This window comes from Cyclobacterium sp. 1_MG-2023, from assembly GCF_030546805.1.
GTDB lineage: Bacteria > Bacteroidota > Bacteroidia > Cytophagales > Cyclobacteriaceae > Cyclobacterium.
On sequence record NZ_JAUOPC010000016.1, the window covers coordinates 89845 to 112798 of the forward strand.

Consider the following 22954-nt stretch of genomic DNA (forward strand, 5'->3'; position numbering starts at 1 on the left):
TTTCACCCATTATTAGTTAATTTTATAGAATATTATTTAATTGAAGTTAGAAAATCAAAATAATACAATGCCTGAAAATTTATTAAAAGGAAAAAAAGGAATTATTACCGGTGCACTTGATGAAAATTCTATTGCCTGGCAAACGGCCTTAAAAGCAAAAGAACAAGGTGCAAAATTTGTTCTTACCAATGCCCCAATTGCCATGCGAATGGGTGCCATTCAGGAATTAGCTGATGAATGTGGGACAATCGTTATCCCCGCCGACGCTACATCCGTTGAAGATATCGAAAAATTATACGATGAAGCAAAGGAATATTTGGGCGGAAATTTTGATTTCTTGCTCCACTCCATAGGCATGTCTCCTAATGTACGTAAAGGAAGATCCTACGGTGACCTAAATTACGATTGGGTGCAAAAGTCATATGATGTTTCAGCTGTTTCTTTCCACAAAATGCTACAAGTGGCAGAGAAAAAGGACATCTTAAATGAATGGGCTTCTGTTATTGCATTAAGTTATATTGCAGCAGAAAGGTCTTTCCCTTTTTACAGCGATATGTCTGAAGCCAAAGCCATCCTTGAAAGTATTGCTAGAAACTACGGTTTAAGGTATGGGAAAAATAAAAATGTAAGGGTCAATACCATTTCCCAATCCCCTACTAAGACCACTGCTGGTTCAGGTATTGGAGGATTTGATGATTTCTTTGATTTTGCAGCCTTGGCGTCACCTCTTGGCAATGCTTCGGCAGAATCTTGTGCAGAATACATTGTCTCCATGTTTTCCGATTATACCAGAATGGTAACCATGCAAAACCTATTCCATGATGGTGGATATTCTACTACCGGTATTACACAAGACCTAATTGATGCCTACGTAGCCAATAAAAAGTAATATAACTTATACTCAATAATAAAAAAGCCCCAAATGCTATCGATTAGCGTTTGGGGCTTTTTTATGTATTATTGTTTTTACATTTTCTCAATTTGTTCGGCCAACCAATCTCCTACTTCAGAAGTTTTATAGGATTTCTCCCCTTCTGAAAGATCTTCAGTTACCACACCTTTTTCTAAAGACAAATTAACCACATCTGATATTGCTTTAGCTTCATCCATTAAATCAAAAGCATACTCAAACATCATGGAAGCAGACAATACAGCTGCCAATGGATTGGCAATGTCTTTCCCTGCTGCTTGTGGATAAGATCCGTGGATAGGTTCAAAAAGCTTGGTTTTAAGACCAATTGAAGCAGATGGCATCAATCCCATAGACCCACTAATTACAGAAGCTTCATCCGTAAGGATATCACCGAAAAGGTTTTCTGTAATCAAGACATCATAGGCTTTTGGCCATTGAACTAACCTCATGGCAACAGCATCCACAAATTCATATTCAACTTTCACGTCAGGATATTCAGGCGCCAGTCGTTGTACAGTTTCTCTCCAAAGGCGAGATGTAGCCAATACGTTAGCTTTATCAACGCAGGTCAATAGCTTCCTTCTCTTTCTAGCAAACTCAAAGCCCATTCTAGCCAGTCTTTCAATTTCCTCTACTGAGTATACACAGGAATCAAAAGCTTTTGTTCCTTGCTCATTTCTACCTCTTGGTTCCCCAAAATAAATACCACCTGTCAACTCCCTTAAGAAAACCAAATCTGTACCTTCAATTCTTTCTTTTTTCAAAGGAGACTTGTGAAGTAATGAAGGGAAAGTGAATGTAGGACGAACGTTGGAAAAAAGTCCTAATTTTTTCCTCATTTCCAATAAACCTTGCTCAGGCCTTACTTTAGCACTAGGATCATTGTCGAACTTAGGGTGGCCTATGGCACCAAAAAGAACGGCATCTGCTGCAACACAGGCATCATGTGTGGCATCAGGGTAAGGGTTACCTACTGCATCAATAGCGGCAGCACCTGTGATGGCTTCATTGTATGTGATTTTATGTCCAAATTTCTTAGCGACAGCATCCACAACTTTTACTGCCTGATTGATTACTTCAGGGCCAATACCATCACCAGGTAATAGGGCTATATTCATTTCCATAAGGATTCTTTTTTTCAGTTTTGTTACTATTTTTGATTTGTTCTATGATATTAAGCATTTTTTCGGTGGCCATCATGGCTGCGATGGTCTGGTCACTATCCAAACCTTTGGTCTTGAAGATCCTTCCATCCAAATCCCAGGTAACCACACATTCTACAAAGGCATCGGTCTTACCACCCGGAGGGATGCTAATATGAAAGTCAGTCAACTTTGGAAGTTGCATGTCCAGTCCCTTGTAGATCTTCTTTAGGGCTTTCATAAAAGAATCATACTGCCCATCACCTGAGGCATTCTGTTCATAATAGTTGTCGAATATTTTGACCCGCAACTGAACGGAAGGCTTTAAACCTTTGGAATGCACCATATGGTATCCATCAATAACAATGTCTTTATTAATGGAATTATTTTGAAGTACATCTGAGATTATATAGGGAAGGTCTTCCGTTGTAACCCGCTCCTTTTTATCTCCGAGCTCAATGATTTTTTGTGTAACCTTTGTCAATTCTTCAGGCTCGAGAGAAATGCCTAGCTCTTCCAAGTTTTTGGAAATATTGGCTTTCCCTGAAGTTTTTCCTAAAGCATATTTCCGCGTTCTCCCAAAACGTTCTGGGAGCAAGTCGCTGAAGTACAGGTTCTTTTTATTGTCACCATCTGCATGTACACCTGCAGTTTGAGTAAATACATTCTCCCCAACCACCGGTTTATTTGCAGGAATTCGCAATCCTGAAAATTGCTCTACCAGCTTACTTATCCTGTAGATTTTACTTTCGTTAACATTGAGGTGACAAGGTGTAAAATCCTTTATTACTGCTACTATGGATTCAAGGGGAGCATTGCCAGCTCGCTCTCCTAACCCATTGACAGTGGTATGTATGCCTTTGGCACCGGTATTTACCGCGTGAAGTACATTGGCAACAGACAGGTCATAATCATTGTGCGCATGGAAATCAAAATGCACTTCCGGAAATTTTTCACAAATCAGCTCCAGAAACTCCTTAACTTCATCCGGACAGAGTAGCCCAAGAGTATCCGGAAGCATAATTCTTTTGACCGGTTGCTGGGAGAGGAACTCAATCATGGAAAGGGCATAATCTCTAGAATTACGCATGCCATTGCTCCAGTCCTCCAAATAAACGTTTACTTCAATGCCATGTGCTCTTGCATAGGAAATGCACTTTTCTATCTCTGCAAAATGAACTTCGGGTGTTTTCTTTAGCTGATGCGTCAGGTGATTGAGGGAACCTTTTGTAAGCAAATTCATTACTTTGGCACCTGCTTCGACCATCCAATCTACAGATTTAGGAGTATCTACAAATCCTAAAACTTCAACGCTACCCAAAAATCCTCTCTCCTCAGCCCAATTTGTGATCCTTTTGACTCCTTCTAACTCACCTTCTGAAACTCTCGCTGAAGCCACCTCAATTCGGTCCACCCTTAACTCTTCCAGCAAAAGCTTCGCAATCTGGAGTTTTTCTGAAGGAAGAAATGACACCCCAGAGGTTTGCTCTCCATCCCTCAGGGTGGTGTCCATGATTTCTATATTCTTTTCTCTACGCATTCCCTTACCTTTAACCTGACACAATTGAAACTTCGAAACTCAGAGCAAGGTTTACCTTTTGGCTTCGAATGCTACTATTTCTTCTTTAAGGTTCAGCAAATAATCAATATCATCGAACCCATTTTTCATGTTTTGCTTTTTGTAAGAATTGATATCAAAGGATTCTGATTTTCCGGTAGATAGCAGGGTAATGGTTTGTTTATTAATATCCACCTCTATTTCTGCTTCAGGATTCGCTTCTACAGCTGTGAATAATTCTTCTGCAAATTCCGGTGATATGGTAACTGGAAGCACGCCAATGTTCAAGCAATTGTTTTTGAAAATATCAGCAAAGAAACTTGAAACCACACATCTAAATCCGTAATCATAAATGGCCCATACCGCATGCTCACGACTTGAACCTGATCCGAAATTCTTACCTGCTAAAAGTATCTTACCACTATAAGTCGGGTCATTTAAAACAAAATCCGGTTTAGGATTTCCTTCTTTATCATAACGCCAGTCTCTGAAAAGGTTGTCTCCAAATCCCTTTCTCTCTGTAGCCTTTAAAAACCTGGCCGGAATAATTTGGTCAGTATCTACATTTTCTGAGGAAAGAGGAACTACCCTACTGGTCAAAACATCAAATTTATCGTATGCCATGGTATTATTTTTCTTGTACTAATTCTTCTATTATATCCCTTGGGTCTGTAATCATACCTGTAATGGCTACGGCCGCTACGGTTAAAGGTGAAGCCAGTAAAGTTCGGCTTCCCGGTCCTTGACGTCCTTCAAAGTTTCTGTTTGAAGTTGATACAGCATATTTTCCTGAAGGAATTTTATCGTCATTCATGGCCAAACAAGCAGAACAACCAGGCTGTCTTAATTTAAAGCCTGCATCTTCCAAAATTTGGACGATACCTTCTTCTATAGCCATTTTTTCTACTTCTCTGGATCCAGGAACAATCCAAGCAGTAATATTGTCTGCTTTCTGTTTTCCTTTTACAAATTCAGCCACTGACCTTAAATCTTCTATACGTCCATTGGTACAACTACCCACGAATACATAGTCAATTTTTTTGCCTTCCATAGCCTCTCCAGGCTGAAAGCCCATATAATCCAAGGACTTGATATAAGATTTATTTTCACTCTCATTCATCCCGTCTGTGGTTGGGATATTCCCTCTCACTTTCACTCCCATACCCGGATTGGTACCATAAGTGATCATCGGCTCAATGTCTGCAGCATCATAATGGTATTCTACATCAAATGTAGCTCCCTCATCTGTCTGAAGTGTTTTCCAATGTGCAACAGCCTTGTCCCACTCTTCTCCTTTAGGTGAATATTGTTTCCCTTTAAGGTATTCAAAAGTGGTTTCATCAGGGGCTATTAAGCCACCCCTTGCCCCCATCTCAATACTCATATTACAGATGGTCATTCTCGCTTCCATGCTCAAAGACCTGATGGCACTTCCTGCATATTCGATGAAATACCCTGTCCCACCACTGGCAGAAATTTGAGCAATGATATACAATATTATATCCTTAGAGGTAACCCCTTTGCCTAATTCACCATCGATGGTAATTCTCATTTTCTTAGGCTTTGCTTGCATGATGCATTGGGTAGCAAAAACCATTTCAACTTCTGAAGTACCTATACCAAAAGCAATGGTACCAAAAGCTCCATGTGTGGAAGTATGACTATCTCCACAAACTATGGTCATTCCAGGTTGGGTAATGCCTAACTCGGGTCCGATTACATGAACAATTCCATGGTGATCAGTACCAAGATCGTGAAGATCTATTCCGTGCTTCTTACAATTTTCCCTTAACTTTTCAACTTGCATTCGGGAAAGTTGATCCTTGATCGTTTTGTCCTGATCAACAGTGGGTACATTATGATCGGGAGTAGCAATGGTCCTTTCCGGGAACATAACCTTATTCCCTCTTTTTTCAAGGTTTAGGAATGCAACAGGGCTGGTTACTTCGTGGATAAAATGCTTATCTATGAAAAACACATCCGGACCACTTGGGATAGACTGGATCACGTGCGCATCCCAAATCTTATCAAATAATGATTTCTTCTCCATTATATTTAGATTTTTGTCAAATTTATTTGACAGGTAATTTATTTAAAGCATCAATAAATGCCTTGGCTGAGGCCAATACTATGTCTGTTTCAGATCCGAACCCATGATAGGGCCGTTCATTATGCATCAATCTCATATGTACTTTACATATATCATCACTTCCCTTAGTAATGGCTTGGATCAAAAATTCATCCAATATTACCTGCTGAGGAATTAGCTTCTTGATGGATTTAATGACAGCATCTACGGGGCCATTTCCGTCGGATTCACTTTTCTTTTCTTCTTCACCGATTGCAAGAACAACTTTCGCATGACCACCTTCTCCTTCACTTCCTTCGTAGTAAACTTCTTTCATTTCTATGAAAGGAGCATGTTCCAGGTGCTCACCTAATAATGACAATAGGTCTTTTCTTCCTATATCTCTTTTTGAGTCTGCAAGGGTCAAGAAATCAGCGTATATCTCATCCAATTTTTCTTTGTCAAATTCAAACCCCAGTAATTTGAGGTGATGTTTTAACGCTGCCCTTCCACTTCTTGCTGTTAGGACAATGGATGATTCTTCTACACCTACATCTTTGGGATCGATAATTTCATAATTCTCCCTATTTTTCAAGACACCATCTTGGTGTATTCCGGATGAGTGTGCAAATGCATTTCTACCTACAATCGCCTTGTTTGGCTGTATAGGCATATTCATGAGTTTGGAAATAATCCTACTCGTTTCGTAAATTTTCTTGGTATTGATTCCGGTATATACCGGTACCTCTTTGTGGCTTTTTATGGCCATCACCACTTCTTCCAATGAAGTGTTGCCGGCACGTTCGCCTATGCCATTCATGGTCACTTCCACTTGTCTGGCACCGTTAAGTACGCCAGAAAGGCTATTGGCAGTGGCCAAACCAAGGTCATTGTGACAGTGGGTAGACAAGATGGCCTTGTCTATATTTGAAACATTTTCCTTGAGAAAACGAATGATATTTCCGTACTGCTCTGGAAGACAATAGCCTGTAGTGTCCGGAATATTGATGACTGTAGCTCCTGCCTTGATCACGGCTTCAACAATCTTTGCAAGAAATTCAGGATCTGCTCTACCGGCATCCTCAGCATAAAATTCCACTTCACCTACAAGGTTCCTAGCAAACTTTACTGCCTTGATGGCTTTTTCAAGCACGGCATCAGGCGTACTTCTAAACTTATGCTCAATGTGGTAACCAGAGACACCTATACCTGTGTGAATCCTGCTTTGTTTGGCAAACTTTAATGCCTCAGCAGCCACTTCTATGTCTTTCTCAACAGCTCTGGAGAGTGCACAGATGATAGGGTCTTCTACTGCTTTTGATATTTCCACAACAGAATTGAAATCCCCAGGGCTGGATACAGGAAATCCAGCCTCAAGGATATCAACTCCCAATGCTTCCAAAGCCTTGGCTACTACAATTTTTTCCCTGGTATCGAGTTGGCAACCCGGCACCTGTTCTCCATCCCTAAGGGTGGTATCAAATATCCAAAGCTTTTCTGACATCGTTATTTTTTAATTGTTTTCTGGTCTTAATTTACGGACAGTTGCTCCCGCTTGCCACATTTCAGAATCTCTCAATTCTTTCAATTCTTCTTCTAATTTCACCCTATAATCCGGCTTACTGTTAGCTTCAATAGATTTGGCAGCTTCTTTTCCTGTCTTTACACTGTTGTATAAATCTTCAAATACAGGTTTGGTAGCATCTCTGAAAGGTTTCCACCAATCCAATGCACCTCTTTGAGCTGTTGTTGAACAGTTGGCATACATCCAATCCATTCCGTTTTCAGCCACTAAAGGCATCAAACTTTGGGTCAATTCTTCAACAGTTTCATTGAATGCTTCTGAAGGTGTATGACCATTAGCTCTTAATACTTCGTATTGAGCTGCGAAAATACCCTGAATAGCTCCCATCAAAGAACCTCTTTCACCTGTAAGGTCAGATGTTACTTCTTTGTAGAAATCGGTTTCGAACAAATATCCTGAACCTACACCTATACCCAAAGCAACTACTCTTTCTTTTGCTCTTCCTGTAGCATCTTGGAAAATTGCGAAAGATGAGTTCAAACCTCTACCTTCAACAAACATTCTCCTCAATGAAGTTCCTGAACCTTTAGGCGCAACCAAAATCACATCCACATCCGCTGGAGGAATGATACCTGTCTGCTCTTTATAAGTAACACCAAAACCATGAGAAAAGTAAAGTGCTTTTCCAGGAGTTAGGTGTTTCTTTACTGTTGGCCATAAGGCAATTTGTCCGGCATCAGACAACAAGAATTGAAGAATTGTTCCTTTTTCACAGGCTTCCTCCAACTCAAAAAGTGTTTCACCGGGTACCCAACCATCAGCAACAGCCTTGTCCCAAGTTTTGGAATCTTTTCGTTGTCCAACAATGACATTAAAACCATTGTCTTTTAGATTTAGTGCCTGTCCTGGGCCTTGAACCCCATATCCTAATACGGCGATTACTTCGTCTTTTAGGACTTCCTTGGCTTTCTCAAGAGGAAATTCTTCTCTTGTCACTACGTTTTCTTCAACTGTACCGAACTTCAGTTTCATAACTATAAATTAAAATTGATTTTAAATTGGTATTATAAATATTTATCAATACTCACCATTGGCTTGGCCACAGCTACTCTGCCGGACCTAACAAATTCCAGAACATTAAATTCTTTTAATACTTCCAGCAAATCCTGGGTGTCTTCTTTATGGCCCGTCATTTCTATGACCACAAAATCCTTCTCGGCTGAAATAATCTTCGCATTGTACTGACGAATTACTTTCTCCAAACCTGGATCTATACTGTCAATCGGAATTTTGTACAAGGCAATCTCTTGAAATACCATTTCATCATCCACGTAATAAAAGGCTTTGATTACATCAATGATTTTCTCGATTTGCCTTGACAACTGAATTACTTGTTCTTCAGTTGTATTCACCTCAATGGTGATCCTATAAATCCCCTCTTCTCTACTTTCTGAGGCAGTAAAACCATCAATATTAATTCCCCTACGGGTAAATATTAAAGTAATTCTACTAAGTATTCCTATGAAATTTTCTGTAAATACAGAAATCGTGTATCTTCTTTTCATCTGGTTATTTAAGTCTAACTTCTTCAACAGAACTACCAGTGGCAATCATGGGGAAAACATTGTCCTCTTTTTCTACTTTAACCTCTAGGAAATAAGGTCCATCATGTACGAACATCTCAGCTACGGCCTGGCGTAAATCAACTCTTTCATCTACTATCTGAACCTTGAAATTATAAGCTTCCGCAATTTTAATAAAATCAGGGTTGTCCAGTTCTGTAAAAGAGTACCGTTTGTCAAAAAACAACTGCTGCCACTGCCTTACCATACCCAGGAAATTATTGTTAAGCAAAACAACTTTTACTGGAGCTTTGGTTTGCATAATGGCCCCAAGCTCTTGAATGGTCATCTGAATGCCTCCATCTCCCACTACACAGATTACTTCTTTGCTGTAATCATGGAGCTGAGCTCCCAAAGCGGCAGGTAGAGAAAATCCCATGGTGCCTAAGCCCCCGGAGGTAACCTGTGTCCTAGAGGTCTTGTATTCAAAATATCTCCAAGCTACCATTTGATGCTGACCTACATCAGTAACCAAAATAGCATCGTCAGCCTTAAACTCATTGATATGTCGAATCACCTCACCCATGGTCAAACCATTCTTGGTAGGGGACAAGTCATTGCCCACAACTACTCTTTTTTCCTCAGCTTCAAGCGCTCTGAATTGCTTGAACCATTCGGGATGCTCTTTCTTTTCTACCTTCTCAACAAGCTTTTCTAAACTGACTTTACAATCACCTAAAACAGGTACATCGGCTTTAACAATCTTGTTAATTTCTGCGGGATCCAATTCAAGATGAATAACCTTGGCTTGTTTGGCATAACGCTTAACATCTCCCGTTACCCGGTCGTCAAACCGCATACCCACACTTATCAAGACATCACATTTGTTGGTGAGCATATTCGGCGCATAATTGCCATGCATACCCAATTTACCTACGTAGTTTGGATGTTCTTCTGACAAAGCTCCTGTTCCCAACAAAGTACAAGCAGCAGGAATCCCTGTCTTATCCAAAAATGCTTTTAACTGACTTTCAGCTTTACCCAATATTACACCCTGACCGTATAAAAGATAAGGTCTTTTGGCATTATTGATAAGTTCAGCTGCAGCATCAATCACACTGTCTTCCACCTTAGGATAAGGTCGGTAAGAGCGAATATTAAGACAAGGAACATAATTGTAATCCCCTAAGGCTACCTGAGCATCCTTTGTTATGTCTATCAATACCGGCCCCGGTCTTCCGGACCTTGCAATATGAAAGCCTTTGGCAATGGCTGGAGCGATATCCTCCACCCTTCTTACTTGTATATTCCATTTGGTGGCAGGCATTGAAATCCCTACCACATCTGTCTCTTGAAATGCATCTGTTCCCAGAAGTGGTGACAACACCTGTCCTGTAATACAGACCAGAGGTGTACTGTCAATTAAGGCATCAGCCATGCCTGTTATTAAATTGGTTGCTCCCGGACCGGAAGTGGCCATACAAACCCCTACTTTACCGGAAACTCTGGCATATCCCTGGGCAGCATGAATAGCGCCTTGTTCGTGTCGGGTGAGGATATGCTGGATCTGATCCATATAATCATAGAGTGCATCATACACCGGCATGATAGCCCCTCCCGGGTAGCCAAAAATAAATTTGGCATTTTCTGCTACCAGGGATTTGATTACAATTTCTGCCCCTCTTATCTGTGAATCATTCATAGTCGTTAATCTTTATCCGTAACGCATCCTTCAGATGCCGTAGAAACTAACTGAGAATATTTTTTTAATGTTCCATTTAAATGGCTTAAGTCTTTATTTACCCAAGTTTTCTTTCTCTCTGCAAAAGTTTCTTCAGATACATCACAAGAGATTTCAAGTGTCTCTCCATTAATGGTAACCATATCGCCATTCTGTAAAAGTCCAATTGGACCACCTGTATATGCTTCCGGCGTTACATGACCTACAACAAAGCCATGTGTACCTCCTGAAAATCTTCCATCTGTAATCAATGCTACATCAGCACCCAATCCTGCTCCAATGATGATAGAAGTAGGCTTAAGCATCTCAGGCATTCCAGGCCCACCTTTTGGACCTACAAACCTGATGACGACCACATCACCTTTCTGAACTTCCATGTTTTTCATGGCATCATTGGCCTCCTGTTCTGAGTTGTAAACCTTTGCAGGTCCTGTAAAAGAGACGCCTTCTTTACCTGATATCTTGGCCACCGAACCCTCAGGAGCAAGGTTGCCTGTCAATATACAAAGGTGCCCTGTTTCTTTTACAGGTGAATCTATTGGATTGATAACACTTCCTTTGGCTACTTTAATAGGCGCAATATCAGCCAAATTTTCAGCTATAGTTTTGCCTGTAACTGTCATGCAATCTCCGTGTAGCAACCCGTTGTCTAGCAGGTAACGCATAAATGCAGGCAAACCTCCCTGATCGTGTAAGTCCTCCATCATGTATTTACCACTAGGTTTGAAATCACCTAATACAGGTGTGGTAGCATTTATCTTTTTGAAATCTTCCAAACCAAAGTCAATTTCAGCAGTTCGTGCAATGGCCAACAAGTGCAATACCGCATTGGTACTTCCTGCAAGTGCTACGACCACCCTTACGGCATTTTCTAAACTTTTCTTGGTAACAATATCTTTAGGCTTCAAGTCCAAGGCCAATAAGTTGGCTATGAATTCACCTGCGGCTTCACATTCTGCTGCTTTTTCTTGTGAATTGGCAGGATTAGATGCACTGTAAGGAAGTGAAAGTCCCATAGCTTCTATGGCAGAAGACATGGTATTGGCGGTATACATTCCCCCACAAGCACCAGCTCCGGGACATGCGTTTTTGATTACACCTGTATAATCCTCATCAGATATTTCATTTTTGATTTTCTTGCCATAGGCTTCAAAAGCCGAAACAATATTCAGTTTTTCACCTTTATATTTTCCGGACCTGATGGTACCACCATAAACCATGATAGAAGGCCTGTTGACCCTTAGCATGCCCATAACTGCACCCGGCATGTTTTTATCACAACCAGCTACGGTAATTATCCCGTCAAATGAATGACCTAGAATAAATGACTCTACGGAATCAGCAATGATCTCTCTGGATGGAAGACTATAACGCATTCCCGAAGTACCCATTGAAATCCCATCACTAATACCTATTGTATTGAAGACCAATCCAGTCAGTTTTGACTTTCTAGTAGATGCCTTTATGGCTCTTGCAAAGTCATTAAGGTGCATGTTACAAGGATTACTTTCATATCCGCAACTAGCCACCCCCACAAAAGGTTGCTTCATCTGCTCATCCGTCAGGCCTGTTGCGTACAACATGGCCATTGATGCCGGATTCTCTTGATTATCGCTTACCTCCCAACTATTCTTTTTTGAATTGCTCATTATAACTGAATTATTTTTAACAACTGGCTTATAAAAAAAAGTGCTTCACTCGAATGAAGCACTTTGATTGATTTTTTCTATTGGCAATAGATCAGCGCTTCATCACTTACTAAATGATAATGACAATTAGGACGACAAGGCTGACAACTACTAACATATCTCTTTTAAGAGTATTATTTCTGACTTTATTTTATACTATTATAATGCAATATTAAAACCCTTAATCCACACTTACAATATTTTAATTCTTTTTTTAATTTCTCGAAAATAAGAAAATAATGTAAATGAAAATAAATAAAAAATTAAAGCCTTAAATAGTAGATTATCAAAAATTTTATTTTAAAAAAATTAATTAAGGTAAAAAAATTCAAAATTTTATTCTGATGCAAACTTTTGTTAATTTTTCCGCAAAAAAACCGACTTTCAGGTGATACTTACCAACTTTAAACATAAGTAGGCCAATAACTAAAAAAATACCTTAAAAAGCTTCATAGAAAATCCACAGCTTTGTTTTAATTTTAATGTCTAAAGCTATACAAATATGATCATTTTTCCCAATGCCAAAATCAACCTTGGTTTACATGTCCTCAGAAAAAGAACCGATGGTTTTCATGACATCGAAACGTGCATGTACCCTATTCCTTTAAAAGAAGCTTTGGAAATAATCCCTTCCAAATTCTTTTCTTTCAGTCATAGTGGTATCTCTATTCCAGGAGGTTCTGACAGCAACTTGATCGTAAAAGCTTACCAGCTATTATCGGTAGATTTTCCTGAAATCCCGGCAGTTGCTGTGCACTTGCATAAAAGCATACCCATCGGTGCAGGACTGGGCGGAGGCTCTGCCGACGCAGCTTTTACCTTAAGCCTGTTGAACCAACTTTTTTCGTTAGGGCTAGAGACCAAACAATTGGAAAAATATGCCTCACAATTGGGTAGTGACTGCCCGTTTTTTATACAAAACAATCCGCAAATGGCAGAAGGACGGGGTGAAAAACTAACACCCTTGCCTATCGATCTTTCAGCAAATTGGCTATGCTTGATTCACCCGGGTATCCATATAGGCACAAAAGAAGCTTATGGAGGCATACAACCCAGACTTAGTGAGAAGGATTTAAAAACCATTCTTTCGGATCAGTCATCATGGAAATCACAGCTAGTCAACGACTTTGAGAAAGGTATTTTCGCCAGCCACCCTGAAATTGCTGCCATTAAAGAAAAACTATATGAAGCTGGTGCTTGGTATGCCGCTATGTCCGGTTCCGGCTCTGCAGTTTTTGGATTATTCAAAGATCGTCCGGAAGCCATTGATTTACCGGAAAATTATTTTGTATTCACTGAAAAATTACCTTAAAGAATCAAACGATTTTTAAATGTAAGAGCCGATCCTTAATTATTAACCTTCTTTTGCGCTCAATGGATTTTTCTTGGGGTGCCCCCTAGCCTTCTTTTTTGGACATAGCGAATCAACGGGTAGATGCAGACTGAAGCCAAAATTATCAGGGTCCCCAAGTAAAATTCCGGAGTCATTTTCTCTTTCTCTCCAAAAATGATAAAAGCCAATAGAATGCCATAAACAGGCTCCATATTTACTGTCAAATTCACCGCAAAGGCTGTCAAACGTTTCATCAAATTCACCGACAATGTAAATGCAATAACTGTACATACTTGTGACAAAACCAGTAGCCAAAACCAATCTAAACCTTGTGGAACCCAGGAAAAACCAGCTTCTGTAAACCAATTGGAATAAAATGGAATAAAGGCAGTGGTAAAAACAAAGGCCCCTATCATTTCATAAAAAGTAATAATAAAGGGACTATGGCTTTTAGTTAGTCTCCCATTAATCACCGTAAAACAGGCACTCAACAGCGCAGAAACAACGGCCAAAAAGAGCCCCAAAGCATACCCGGATTCAAACTTAAAAATAACTATTAACCCAAGAATTACGATCAAGCCAAGCACTACTTCATACCATTTTATCGCTTGTTTATTTACAATGGGTTCAATAATGGCAGTCCATAAAGAGCATGTGGCCATCCCTGCCAAACAAACAGAAGCGGTCGACACTTGCGCCGCCCAAAAAAACAAAATCCAATGCGCCCCAATAAGGCCTCCGGTTATCAGAAATTTAAGCAGGGCATTCCACCTTACCCTTATATCTCTCTTCTTAAATTTTAGTAAAACATACAAACCTGCGCTTGCAAGCATGGTTCGAAAAAAAACGATCTCAACAGCAGGAAGACTTATCAGCAAGCCCAAAATTGCCGTAAATCCCCATATTAGAACCACAAGATGAAGCCATAAGTAATCTTTTACCATAAGCCATATTTATCTTGGAACTGTTTTGTATAGGACCAGTCCGGTAATTCCAAAAACAATATTAGGCATCCACACGGCAAGGACCGGATAAGCAGTACCTGCTTCCGCAAATGTTCTTGAAAGTAAAAAAAGTATGATATAAACGAAAGCAAGCATAAAGCCCAAGGCTATTTTAAATCCTGATCCGCCTCTGGTTTTTCTAGCGGAAACAATGACCCCTATAAAAGTCAATAGAATCGCAGCGAACGGTGACATGAAGCGTACATATTTTTCTATTTTGTAAAAACTTACATTGTCCGCCCCTCTATCTTCAAGAATCAAAATTTGATTGGAAAGATCTGGTAGGGTTAGGGTTTCATGATGATTGAGAGGAAGGTCAAAATCATCGGGAGTAATGGACAGGGTGGTATCCATGGCATCTCCTGTAGTCCATGTCTCCCCCATTTCATTAAACTCTCTCAACCTCCAGTTCCGCGCATTCCAGACATGTTTGGCTGTATCCCAAACAATTCTTTCTGCTGAAAATTTTGAGATTAGCTTTCCTTCCTTGATATTTTCCAAAGTAAAATCATGCCCTTGATTTACAGAAGTAAAATACCTCCTCATATAGGCAAATAAATTCGGTGCGACCTTAATATGAATATTTTGCTGGTTGACATCTTGACCTTTGTCCAGGTATTCAACCCTAAATTTTGAAACCCCCTCAGTGGCAACCGGTAACACCCAGCCATTTAGAAAGAAACTTACTACGGCGATCAAGAAAGCGGAAAAAAGGAAGGGTAGAAGCATTCGTAAAAAACTCACTCCACTACTGAGAATAGCTATGATCTCAGTCCGTCCTGCCATTTTAGAAGTAATGAAGATCACAGAAATAAAGACAGTAATTGGTGTAAGTAAGTTGTTTAGATAAAGACCATAGTTGAGCATGTATTGCAAAATCTCAGAAGCAGGCACTTCATTCCGAATATAGGTATCATTCTTTTCGGTAAAATCTAGTACCAAAACGACCAAAATCAACATCAAAACCACAAACAAGTAGGTTTTGAGAAAATCTTTAATGATTAACTTATCCAATAACTTCATACCAATTGGTCTTTCTCTAGTCTTGAAAATGAAACGGCTACATTAAAAGGAATCTTATAATCTTCGGCTTACTTTTTCTACCATCGCATTTTTCCAAGAGGTAAAATCTCCCGCTTGGATCCGTTCTCTAGCCTGTGTCACCAACCAAAGATAGAAGGATAAATTGTGAATACTCGCGATTTGAGCAGCAAGCATTTCTTTACTTATGGTAAGGTGCCTTAGGTAGGCTTTCGAATAAAAATTACTTACATGCGAATGAAAGCCACTGTCAATGGGTGAAAAATCCATTTTCCACCTTTCGTTCCGAATATTGATAATACCTTCGGTTGTGAAGAGCATGCCATTCCTAGCGTTCCTGGTAGGCATCACACAATCAAACATATCAATCCCAAGTGCTATGGACTCCAAAATATTGGCCGGTGTCCCTACGCCCATAAGGTATCTGGGCTTCTCTTCAGGCAATATATCCGTCACCAAATCTGTCATTTCATACATCATCTCGGCCGGCTCACCAACAGACAACCCTCCTATGGCATTGCCTTCTCTGTCCTGATCACTTACAAAACGCGCAGCATCCTGACGCAGGTCTTTAAAAGTACTTCCTTGAACAATAGGAAACAAAGATTGACTATAGCCATATTTCCCGCTAGTGCTATCAAAACGCTCAATACACCTTTTCAACCACCTATGGGTGAGATGCATGGAGTTTTTGGCATAACTCCATTCACAGGGATAAGGCGTACATTCGTCAAAAGCCATGATAATATCAGCTCCAATGGTACGCTGTATATCCATCACAGATTCCGGGGTAAAATGATGTTTGGATCCATCAATATGGGATTTAAAAACCACCCCTTCTTCTTTTATTTTCCTGTTTCCTTCCAAGGAGAAAACCTGATACCCTCCACTGTCAGTTAGGATAGGACTAGACCATCCAATAAATTTATGAAGCCCTCCTGCTTTTTCAAGCACCTCCAATCCGGGTCTTAGATAAAGGTGATAAGTATTGCCCAAAATAATCTGAGCTTTCACATCATAGGTCAATTCTCTTTGGTGAACAGCCTTAACAGAACCTGCGGTCCCTACAGGCATAAAGATCGGTGTTTGAATGGTGCCGTGGTCGGTCTGAATTTCACCGGCTCTGGCTTTTGACTTTTGATCCTTGCTTACAAGTTTAAATTTCATTCCTCCCTTTCATTGAATTATCCCTCATTTACTTATTATATTTGAATCCGAATTAGGCTGTAGTGAAATTTGTAGGCATTTTAAATATTTAGAATAAGTCAATATTTTAAATTTTGCCATTATCTTTCCGTGCACTATTCGATTTTCAGCTATTCAGTTCTCTTTTTAATAGAAACAAGCATAACGGAAAGTCAATGCTTGCCACAAATGGAACACAAAAATAACTGCAATAAAACAAAAATTTGAGCTTTTTGAATTAATCTTATAGAACTGACAGTAAGCATAAACATGGAAAACACATTATGGTGGATATTTTTTTTGGCTTCAGGGCTACAGTTTACTTACTTGATGGTAGTTTTTGGCAGGTTTGCATTCTTTTATAAAAGGCAAGAAGAAACTGAGCAAGACTTAAATTTGAGTGGGGTAACTGTAATTATTGCAGCAAAGAATGAAGCCGCACACCTGAAGGACCTTATCCCCTTACTTATGGAGCAGGACTATCCTACCTTCGAAGTATTGGTAGTAAATGATTGTTCAACAGATGAATCTGAGGATATATTAAGGGCACTTTCCAGCAAATATAACCAGCTAAGGATTGTAAACATTAGGTACACACCCCAGCATGTAACGGCTAAAAAGTATGCCCTTACCTTGGGTATTAAAGTTTCCAAATACGACACAATCCTTTTGACAGATGCAGATTGCAGACCGGTATCCTCACAATGGATCAGAAAGATGTCTGCTCCCATACGGAATGAAGGTAAAACTTTTGCTCTTGGTCACGGATCTTATCTGACACTTCCCGGCTTACTGAACAAAATCATCCAATATGAAACCATATTGACAGCCATTTACTATTTTTCTTTCGGTCATTGGAAGTCTCCCTTTATGGGGGTGGGCAGAAACCTATGTTATCGGAAGCATTTTTTCATGGAAAAGAAAGCTTTTAAATCCCTATGGCACATAGAAGGAGGGGATGATGACTTGTTTGTAAACAGGTACGCAACTGCAGCAAACACTGCTATTGTTGCACAGCCTGATAGCATTACCATCTCTCAACCCAAGACCAATTTTAAGGATTATTTTATGCAAAAGAAAAGGCATTTCCATGCCGGCAAATATTATCGTACCCGAGACAAACTAAAACTCGGTTTGTATTCGTTAAGTCATTTAGTATTCTGGTCTTCTGCTATAGGAATTGTAATTCTTGAAAGCACTTGGGAACCAATTGCCCTAGTATTGGGGTTAGTTTTCTCTAGAGCAATGCTCCAGTATTTAATTATTCACCGGGTTAGAAAAAAATTAGAGGGGACTGGGAAGGTAATATGGACCTTATTTTTTGATTTGATGTACATGATTTATTTTTGGACCTTGGGAACAAAAGGTTATCTGTCAAAAACAGTTAAATGGAAATAAACGAAAGAAGTTTTTCAGATAAAGCGTTAGAAGATTTCGAATTGATCGACAAAGCGGTCAATGACAAAGACCAGCAAGCGTACGCCTCGCTTATGAAGCGGTACAAGAAGGCCGTGTACTTTATGATCTTAAAAATGATCAGAGGTGCTGACGATGCCGAAGACCTTACCATGGAAGCTTTTGCTAAGGCCTTTAAAAATCTTCATAAATTCAAAAAAGACTATACGTTTAGTACGTGGCTCTTTAGAATTGCGACCAACAATACCATAGATTTTATTCGCAAGAAAAAACTCAAAACCATGAGTTTGAACAACACCATGACTGATGATGGTGGCAATGCGGTAAATATCGATGTGGAAGATGATGACAACAATCCTCAGGATGAGTTTATCAAAACGCAAAGAAAAGAAATGGTGAGAATCTTTGTAGACAAGCTACCTGCAAAATACCGAAAACTAGTAAAACTCAGGTATTTTGACGAATTGTCCTATGATGAAATTGCAGCCGAACTAGACAAACCCTTGGGTACAGTAAAAGCACAACTCCACCGTTCTAGGGAGTTGCTCTTAGAAATCGCTGAAGGGAAAAACAAACATATTTAATTCAATGAATCCAGACCACAAGCTGATCCAGCAATACTTCCCTGAATTGAACGCCCAACAGAAGGAGCAGTTTGCACACATGGGAGAACTTTACTTTGATTGGAACAGTAAAATTAATGTTATCAGCAGAAAAGATATGGACAGCTTCTATGTCCACCATGTATTACATTCTTTAGGCATCGCCAAGACAGTTTCTTTCAAGCCCGGAACCAAAATACTTGACATCGGCACCGGGGGAGGTTTTCCGGGAATACCCCTAGCTATTCTTTTTCCGGAAGTTCAGTTTCATCTGGTGGACTCTATAGGAAAAAAAATATCCGTGGTAAAAGATGTGGTCAAGCAGTTGGGCTTAAAAAATGTAGAGCCCCAACAGGTCCGTGCTGAAAATCTAATGAGTAGAAAATATCATTTTGTAGTAAGCCGAGCCGTAACGCAAATGGAGAAATTTTATCCTTGGGTAAAAGGCAGGTTTAGAAAAGAAGATGTTCATGATGAGTTTCAGAATGGAATTCTGTACTTGAAGGGTGGAGATGTGGATGAAGAACTGGAGGCCCTACACCTAAATTATGTAAGTTATCATCTTGAAGACTACTTTGAAGAACCATTTTTTGAAACCAAAAAGGTGGTCTATATTCCTTATGAAGGTAAAAGGTAAATCAAATATCAAGACCTGTCTTTTCAATTACTTAAAAAAATAACCCGGTAAAAGAGTCATTACTGACCCCTTTCACGGGTTATTTTTTTAGCTTCAAAGAGCGATTTTTTTACTTTACAAGAACAATTTCAATACTTGATTCACTCACAGTAAGCCCTTCTTCTTGTAAGCGTTCAAATTCTGAAGCATCAATTACTCCTTTTAGTGTGAGCATGCTTTCAGAGTTGTCAACAACATCCAGTATTACCACCTCTTCATTATCGGTAATCACCAATTCATCACCAATCAATTCCCAGTTACCTGAAAAGATTTCAACACCTTCCACAGGGATATTCTCACTTTGAAGGGGGACGCCCAATGCACTTACCGAGACATCGAATACAAAACTTCCGGTGGCAGAGACCAGTTGATCGCCATCACCGAAAGTTAGGCTCATGTCATAATCTTGACCTACTCCGTCTATGCTTACAGGCACACTCGTAGATGAGCCTGGCACCTCAACAGTTCCTCTTCCTGTTAAGGTGGCCTCATGAAGTTCCCATTCGGTATTGGTCAATACTAGTAGGGGTCTTTCACCGTCTGCGTCGCTCGTGCAACTCCCACTACATAGGAGCACCAATAATAAAAGTGAATATAGAGGGGTTTTCATAATTATTTCTTTTTGTAGGTAATTTTAACTGGCACTCCGGTAAAATCAAAATTCTCTCTCAACCTGTTTTCCAAGAATCTGGTATAGGGAGATTTAATATATTGCGGCAAATTACAGAAAAAGGCAAATACCGGATTTTTGGTAGGCAATTGGGTGATGTATTTAATTTTTATATACTTCCCTTTATTTGCCGGTGGTGGGTACTTTTCTATTTCCGGTAATAATAACTCATTCAATTTAGAGGTAGGTACCTTCCGTTGCTTATTATCATAAACATTCATCGCCAGTTCCATGGCTTGGTAAATCCTTTGCTTGGTGAGTGCGGAAATAAAGATGATGGGTATCCATTTATTTTCACCCAACTTTTCGGTCATATTGTCTTTAAACTTCTGCATGGTCTTATGGTCTTTCTCCACCAAATCCCATTTGTTCACCATGATCATCAAGCCTTTATTGTTTTTTATAGACAAAGAGATTAGGTTAACATCTTGAGCCTCCAAACCTCTGGTTGCATCCACCATAATAATGATCACATCCGAATCTTCAAGGGTTCTTAAAGATCGCATGACAGAATAAAACTCAATGTCTTCTTTTACTTTGGATTTTTTTCTAATGCCGGCAGTATCAGTAAGTATATAATCCTTCCCATACAATTGGTAGCGTGTATGGATCGCATCTCTGGTTGTTCCAGCCTCATCTGTGACGATGGACCTTTCTTTTCCTATTAAGGCATTAAGAAAAGAGGATTTACCGACATTTGGCCTACCCAAAATCGCTAATTTAGGAATCCCTTCATCGGGGTCTCTTTCTCCCTCATCAGGGAATTTTTGAATTACATCATCCAGTAAATCTCCCAAACCACTCCCACTGGTTCCGGTGGTCGGGTAAATGATTTCCTCTCCTATCCCAAGGGCATAAAACTCATTGGCCATCAGCATACTCTCCATATTATCTGCCTTATTGGCCACGATAAAAACAGGCTTATCTGTACCCCTTAGTTCTTTAGCAAACTCTGCATCCAGATCAGTAAGCCCAACCATACAATCTACCACAAACAAGATCACAGAAGCCTCATCAATGGCTAATTTTACTTGTTTACGGATCTCTTTTTCAAAAACATCTTCTGAACCCTTTACATACCCACCGGTATCAATAACAGAGAAAAACTTCCCTCCCCACTGTGCATGCCCGTAATGCCTATCTCTGGTCACCCCACTTAGGTTGTCTTCAATGGCTTTTCTTTCTTCTACAAGTCTATTAAAAAGTGTGGACTTGCCCACATTAGGTCTCCCTACAATTGCTACTATATTGGCCATAATTTTATTTATTATTGGTCGTAACCAAATTTTCTCAGTTTGTTTTTATTCTTTCTCCAGTTATCTTCCACCTTTACGAAGGTTTCAAGAAAAACTTTTTTGCCAAAAAATTTCTCCATTTCAATCCTGGCTTGTGTACCCACTCTTTTCAAGGCTTTCCCCTTGTCTCCAATGATTATACCTTTCTGACTGTCCCTTTCCACAAAAATAACAGCCCTCATTCGAATTAAATTTTCAGTTTCTTCAAAATCTTCAATTCGAACTTCAGTACTGTAAGGTATCTCCTTTTTGTATTGGACAAATATTTTCTCTCTAACGATTTCAGAAGCAAAGAAACGTTCAGGACGGTCACTTAGTTCTTCTTTGTCATAAAATGGTGGATGTACTGGCAAACGATCCAAAATTTCCTGCAAAATCTTTTGAAGGTTGAATCCCTCCAAGGCCGAAATCGGAATAACCACATCGGCATTTATCTTTTCCGTCCAATATTCGGTTACTTCAGCAAGTTTTTCCTCTTTGTTCAGGTCAATTTTATTGACAATGAGCAAAACAGGAACAGCTGCATCATTGACCTTTTTGATAATATCTTCAATTTCTTCGTCATTCTCAAAAAGATCCGTAACAAATACGATTACATCTGCATCTTCAAGTGATAGGTTTACAAAGCCCATCATGCTTTTGTGCAGTTCATATTTCGGCTTTAACATGCCCGGAGTATCGGAGAAGACGATCTGATACTCAGGTTCATTCATTATCCCAAGGATCCTGTGCCGTGTGGTTTGGGCTTTGGATGAAATGATAGAAAGCTTTTCTCCGAGCAAGGCATTCATAAGTGTAGATTTGCCCACATTGGGTTTACCTATAATATTTACAAAGCCTGCTTTATGTGTGTTCTCCAACATGGTTTCAGATTTTTTTTACAAAGGTACTTGATTTTTCATAATATGTCCTTACCTTTGTACCACAATAAAGGAAAGGGCAACAAAAAACGTTTGAAGCCGTAAACTTTAAGAGAGCGATACTAATAAATTATTAAAGATATATCGCGGGATGGAGCAGTTGGTAGCTCGTTGGGCTCATAACCCAAAGGTCACAGGTTCGAGTCCTGTTCCCGCTACACAGAACCCCTTATACGTCAAGTATTTGGGGTTTTCTTTTTTTTTAGGGGAGTTATATAAATCCTCGCTAAGGCGCTAAGATTTTAATAACCTTCTTTGCGACTCCTCGGCTCTGCGCGCAATTTTTAATGTTTATTTAACCCCATATCCTCGCAAAGGCGCTAAGACGCAAAGGTTTTGAATCCTCATCTTTGCGACTCCGCGGCTCTGCGTGCAAATCCTAAAGTTTATTTAACTATAAATCCTCGCTAAGGCGCTAAGATTTTAAACACCCTTCTTAGCGACTCTGCGCGCAATTTTTAATGTTTATTTAACCCCATATCCTCGCAAAGGCGCTAAGACGCAAAGGTTTTGAATCCTCATCTTTGCGACTCTGCGACTCTGCGTGCAAATCCTAAAGTTTATTTAACTATAAATCCTCGCTAAGGCGCTAAGATTTTAAACACCCTTCTTAGC

General features: G+C 39.7%; 20 protein-coding genes and 1 tRNA gene. 6 read left to right on the forward strand and 15 right to left on the reverse strand.

Going from position 1 to position 22954, the window contains the following annotated elements; genetic code table 11:
- The first annotated feature begins 67 nt into the window (after window positions 1-67).
- Entirely contained in the window at window positions 68-889 is an 822-nt protein-coding gene (locus Q4534_RS21215) for an enoyl-ACP reductase (protein WP_303615163.1), read from the forward strand.
- A 77-nt stretch (window positions 890-966) separates the two neighbouring features.
- On the opposite strand, the gene leuB is transcribed toward Q4534_RS21215, so the two are convergent.
- From leuB to ilvD, 9 genes are read right to left on the reverse strand one after another with little or no spacing between them, the layout of a single operon-like run.
- Window positions 967-2037: a 3-isopropylmalate dehydrogenase gene (gene leuB, locus Q4534_RS21220; protein WP_303615164.1), complete on the reverse strand. Its 1071-nt coding sequence runs from the start codon at window positions 2035-2037 to the stop codon at window positions 967-969.
- Window positions 2006-3595 carry an alpha-isopropylmalate synthase regulatory domain-containing protein gene (locus Q4534_RS21225; RefSeq protein WP_303615165.1) on the reverse strand — a complete coding sequence of 530 codons (1590 nt, stop codon included), beginning with the start codon at window positions 3593-3595 and terminating at the stop codon, window positions 2006-2008. The genes leuB and Q4534_RS21225 overlap by 32 nt, the downstream gene beginning before the upstream one ends.
- Window positions 3596-3646: 51 nt before the next feature.
- Entirely contained in the window at window positions 3647-4237 is a 591-nt protein-coding gene (leuD, locus tag Q4534_RS21230; RefSeq protein ID WP_303615166.1) for a 3-isopropylmalate dehydratase small subunit, read from the reverse strand.
- 4 nt (window positions 4238-4241) lie between these two features.
- Window positions 4242-5663, reverse strand: a complete 1422-nt coding sequence (gene leuC / locus Q4534_RS21235) for a 3-isopropylmalate dehydratase large subunit (protein ID WP_303615167.1) — start codon at window positions 5661-5663, stop codon at window positions 4242-4244.
- Window positions 5664-5685: 22 nt separating this feature from the next.
- Window positions 5686-7185, reverse strand: a complete 1500-nt coding sequence (locus tag Q4534_RS21240; protein WP_303615168.1) for a 2-isopropylmalate synthase — start codon at window positions 7183-7185, stop codon at window positions 5686-5688.
- A 9-nt stretch (window positions 7186-7194) separates the two neighbouring features.
- Entirely contained in the window at window positions 7195-8238 is a 1044-nt protein-coding gene (gene ilvC, locus Q4534_RS21245; RefSeq protein ID WP_303615169.1) for a ketol-acid reductoisomerase, read from the reverse strand.
- A 32-nt stretch (window positions 8239-8270) separates the two neighbouring features.
- Window positions 8271-8771 carry an acetolactate synthase small subunit gene (ilvN, locus tag Q4534_RS21250; protein WP_303615170.1) on the reverse strand — a complete coding sequence of 167 codons (501 nt, stop codon included), beginning with the start codon at window positions 8769-8771 and terminating at the stop codon, window positions 8271-8273.
- Window positions 8772-8775: 4 nt separating this feature from the next.
- Window positions 8776-10470 carry a biosynthetic-type acetolactate synthase large subunit gene (gene ilvB / locus Q4534_RS21255; protein ID WP_303615171.1) on the reverse strand — a complete coding sequence of 565 codons (1695 nt, stop codon included), beginning with the start codon at window positions 10468-10470 and terminating at the stop codon, window positions 8776-8778.
- Between the two features lie 5 nt (window positions 10471-10475).
- Entirely contained in the window at window positions 10476-12158 is a 1683-nt protein-coding gene (ilvD, locus tag Q4534_RS21260) for a dihydroxy-acid dehydratase (RefSeq protein WP_303615172.1), read from the reverse strand.
- 541 nt (window positions 12159-12699) lie between these two features.
- On the opposite strand from ilvD, the gene ispE reads away from it, so the two are divergent.
- Window positions 12700-13509, forward strand: coding sequence for a 4-(cytidine 5'-diphospho)-2-C-methyl-D-erythritol kinase (ispE, locus tag Q4534_RS21265; protein ID WP_303615173.1), 810 nt, complete (start codon window positions 12700-12702; stop codon window positions 13507-13509).
- Window positions 13510-13568: 59 nt separating this feature from the next.
- On the opposite strand, the gene Q4534_RS21270 is transcribed toward ispE, so the two are convergent.
- From Q4534_RS21270 to tgt, 3 genes are read right to left on the reverse strand one after another with little or no spacing between them, the layout of a single operon-like run.
- A complete protein-coding gene (locus tag Q4534_RS21270) occupies window positions 13569-14474 on the reverse strand; it encodes a DMT family transporter (RefSeq protein WP_303615174.1) in 906 nt (301 codons plus the stop codon).
- A 9-nt stretch (window positions 14475-14483) separates the two neighbouring features.
- Window positions 14484-15557, reverse strand: a complete 1074-nt coding sequence (locus Q4534_RS21275) for an LptF/LptG family permease (RefSeq protein WP_303615175.1) — start codon at window positions 15555-15557, stop codon at window positions 14484-14486.
- A 54-nt stretch (window positions 15558-15611) separates the two neighbouring features.
- Window positions 15612-16742, reverse strand: a complete 1131-nt coding sequence (tgt, locus tag Q4534_RS21280) for a tRNA guanosine(34) transglycosylase Tgt (RefSeq protein WP_303615176.1) — start codon at window positions 16740-16742, stop codon at window positions 15612-15614.
- Window positions 16743-17030: 288 nt separating this feature from the next.
- Between tgt and Q4534_RS21285 the strand changes: the two genes are divergently transcribed.
- The 3 genes from Q4534_RS21285 to rsmG are packed head-to-tail and all read left to right on the forward strand — an operon-like array spanning window position 17031 to window position 19415.
- A complete protein-coding gene (locus Q4534_RS21285) occupies window positions 17031-18158 on the forward strand; it encodes a glycosyltransferase (RefSeq protein WP_303615177.1) in 1128 nt (375 codons plus the stop codon).
- Window positions 18149-18760 (forward strand): RNA polymerase sigma factor, encoded by a 612-nt coding sequence (locus Q4534_RS21290; protein ID WP_014020404.1) that lies wholly within the window; start codon window positions 18149-18151, stop codon window positions 18758-18760. The genes Q4534_RS21285 and Q4534_RS21290 overlap by 10 nt, the downstream gene beginning before the upstream one ends.
- Before the next feature lie 4 nt (window positions 18761-18764).
- Window positions 18765-19415 (forward strand): 16S rRNA (guanine(527)-N(7))-methyltransferase RsmG, encoded by a 651-nt coding sequence (gene rsmG / locus Q4534_RS21295; protein ID WP_303615178.1) that lies wholly within the window; start codon window positions 18765-18767, stop codon window positions 19413-19415.
- Between the two features lie 109 nt (window positions 19416-19524).
- Here rsmG and Q4534_RS21300 read toward each other — a convergent pair whose 3' ends face one another.
- Genes Q4534_RS21300 through era form a run of 3 tightly spaced genes read right to left on the reverse strand, consistent with a single transcriptional unit; the run spans window position 19525 to window position 22282 of the window.
- Complete coding sequence (locus Q4534_RS21300; RefSeq protein ID WP_303615179.1) at window positions 19525-20064, reverse strand: hypothetical protein; 540 nt, start codon at window positions 20062-20064, stop codon at window positions 19525-19527.
- A 2-nt stretch (window positions 20065-20066) separates the two neighbouring features.
- The gene (der, locus tag Q4534_RS21305; RefSeq protein WP_303615180.1) at window positions 20067-21380 is read right to left on the reverse strand and encodes a ribosome biogenesis GTPase Der; all 1314 of its coding nucleotides are present in this window, start codon (window positions 21378-21380) and stop codon (window positions 20067-20069) included.
- Window positions 21381-21391: 11 nt separating this feature from the next.
- A complete protein-coding gene (gene era / locus Q4534_RS21310; RefSeq protein WP_303615181.1) occupies window positions 21392-22282 on the reverse strand; it encodes a GTPase Era in 891 nt (296 codons plus the stop codon).
- A 142-nt stretch (window positions 22283-22424) separates the two neighbouring features.
- On the opposite strand from era, the gene Q4534_RS21315 reads away from it, so the two are divergent.
- Window positions 22425-22497, forward strand: a tRNA-Met gene (locus Q4534_RS21315).
- Window positions 22498-22954: the final 457 nt, after the last annotated feature.

Bases quoted from the DNA above. Each gene is read 5' to 3' on its own strand.
- Q4534_RS21215 (WP_303615163.1), top strand. From the start codon at position 68: ATGCCTGAAAATTTATTAAAAGGAAAAAAAGGAATTATTACCGGTGCA.
- leuB (WP_303615164.1), bottom strand. From the start codon at position 2,037: ATGGAAATGAATATAGCCCTATTACCTGGTGATGGTATTGGCCCTGAA.
- Q4534_RS21225 (WP_303615165.1), bottom strand. From the start codon at position 3,595: ATGCGTAGAGAAAAGAATATAGAAATCATGGACACCACCCTGAGGGAT.
- leuD (WP_303615166.1), bottom strand. From the start codon at position 4,237: ATGGCATACGATAAATTTGATGTTTTGACCAGTAGGGTAGTTCCTCTT.
- leuC (WP_303615167.1), bottom strand. From the start codon at position 5,663: ATGGAGAAGAAATCATTATTTGATAAGATTTGGGATGCGCACGTGATC.
- Q4534_RS21240 (WP_303615168.1), bottom strand. From the start codon at position 7,185: ATGTCAGAAAAGCTTTGGATATTTGATACCACCCTTAGGGATGGAGAA.
- ilvC (WP_303615169.1), bottom strand. From the start codon at position 8,238: ATGAAACTGAAGTTCGGTACAGTTGAAGAAAACGTAGTGACAAGAGAA.
- ilvN (WP_303615170.1), bottom strand. From the start codon at position 8,771: ATGAAAAGAAGATACACGATTTCTGTATTTACAGAAAATTTCATAGGA.
- ilvB (WP_303615171.1), bottom strand. From the start codon at position 10,470: ATGAATGATTCACAGATAAGAGGGGCAGAAATTGTAATCAAATCCCTG.
- ilvD (WP_303615172.1), bottom strand. From the start codon at position 12,158: ATGAGCAATTCAAAAAAGAATAGTTGGGAGGTAAGCGATAATCAAGAG.
- ispE (WP_303615173.1), top strand. From the start codon at position 12,700: ATGATCATTTTTCCCAATGCCAAAATCAACCTTGGTTTACATGTCCTC.
- Q4534_RS21270 (WP_303615174.1), bottom strand. From the start codon at position 14,474: ATGGTAAAAGATTACTTATGGCTTCATCTTGTGGTTCTAATATGGGGA.
- Q4534_RS21275 (WP_303615175.1), bottom strand. From the start codon at position 15,557: ATGAAGTTATTGGATAAGTTAATCATTAAAGATTTTCTCAAAACCTAC.
- tgt (WP_303615176.1), bottom strand. From the start codon at position 16,742: ATGAAATTTAAACTTGTAAGCAAGGATCAAAAGTCAAAAGCCAGAGCC.
- Q4534_RS21285 (WP_303615177.1), top strand. From the start codon at position 17,031: ATGGAAAACACATTATGGTGGATATTTTTTTTGGCTTCAGGGCTACAG.
- Q4534_RS21290 (WP_014020404.1), top strand. From the start codon at position 18,149: ATGGAAATAAACGAAAGAAGTTTTTCAGATAAAGCGTTAGAAGATTTC.
- rsmG (WP_303615178.1), top strand. From the start codon at position 18,765: ATGAATCCAGACCACAAGCTGATCCAGCAATACTTCCCTGAATTGAAC.
- Q4534_RS21300 (WP_303615179.1), bottom strand. From the start codon at position 20,064: ATGAAAACCCCTCTATATTCACTTTTATTATTGGTGCTCCTATGTAGT.
- der (WP_303615180.1), bottom strand. From the start codon at position 21,380: ATGGCCAATATAGTAGCAATTGTAGGGAGACCTAATGTGGGCAAGTCC.
- era (WP_303615181.1), bottom strand. From the start codon at position 22,282: ATGTTGGAGAACACACATAAAGCAGGCTTTGTAAATATTATAGGTAAA.